A 525-nucleotide genomic window follows, 5' to 3' on the forward strand; every position below is an offset into this window, starting at 1 on the left:
TGCCGCGCGGCGAACAGGATGGAAGTGGAGCGTCGACCATGATGAGAGGGCTACGCCGGGCTCGTGACGCAGGGAGGGCGTAGCCCGACCGGAGTTACGAGCCCGGCGTCGGCGCGATCCACAGCGGACCGCGCCGACTGGTGATCGCGGCCGGCTGGTTATGCAAGTGGTTCTTCCGCCAAGAGGAATCACTCGCGTGCCAGGCCGACACATTACCGATCACCAAATGAGGCTCTACATGAAGTACCGTCAGACCGATAGCCCGCCCGTGGCCGCCGCCAAGGCGTCGTTCAGCACCTCGACCGCTTACCGGATCGAGCAGGATCGACGCCTTCCGTCGCAGAAGAAGGCTCCTCGCGGCCGTCGCCGGCCAGATCCCTTGGCCCGCGTATTTGAGACAGAGATCGTGCCGATGCTGAAGGCCGCCCCCGGTGTGCGGCCGGTCACGATCTTCGAGGAGTTGCTCCGACGCCATCCTGAGCTCGGCGCCGGCATCCGTCGCACGCTGGAGCGCCGGATCCGGGC

The 525-nt window shown here is 66.7% G+C and carries 1 pseudogene; it reads left to right on the forward strand.

The window, feature by feature from the left end:
• Positions 1-160: 160 nt before the first annotated feature.
• Positions 161-525 (forward strand): annotated as a pseudogene (locus tag QJT82_RS45570) (IS21 family transposase); the annotation flags it as partial.

This window comes from Bradyrhizobium sp. Mp19 (assembly GCF_029952935.1).
Lineage (GTDB): Bacteria > Pseudomonadota > Alphaproteobacteria > Rhizobiales > Xanthobacteraceae > Bradyrhizobium > Bradyrhizobium elkanii.